Here is a 328-nt window from a genome sequence, read left to right as displayed (position 1 = left end):
CAATTCTAATTGCTCAAATTTCTTTATCTTTTTATAAGGCTTCATAGGGCTATTCAATTTCTCTTCTAACTTTTTCAGTATGGTTCCCCATTTTTTTCGGTCACGCCCTTCAAAAAGGTCTTCCCCACCATTTTGCTCTATATATTCAAAGGCTTTTCCTTTTACTTCATCGCAAAGGCGTCCGATCTTCCACTGTGTATCAGCCAATGCATACCAAACAAGGCATTCCTCTTCTGTCCCCATAAATTCTTCTAATATTTCTTTTGTCTGCTCTAATGCTTCTTCATCGCTATCTGCCAATTCTAAACGCACAAGATAAGTATCTCTT

The 328-nt window shown here is 37.5% G+C and carries 1 protein-coding gene; it reads right to left on the bottom strand.

Annotated features, from left to right (window positions below; all coding sequences use genetic code 11):
• The coding region (locus tag CSX02_RS12110; protein ID WP_330399558.1) for a hypothetical protein at positions 1–312 on the bottom strand (312 nt) is incomplete at its 3' end.
• Positions 313–328: the final 16 nt, after the last annotated feature.

Source organism: Agathobacter ruminis (assembly GCF_002735305.1).
GTDB classification, from domain to species: domain Bacteria; phylum Bacillota; class Clostridia; order Lachnospirales; family Lachnospiraceae; genus Roseburia; species Roseburia ruminis.
The sequence above is the reverse complement of the archived record's forward strand: the minus strand, read 5'-3'. Positions and strand labels throughout refer to the sequence as shown.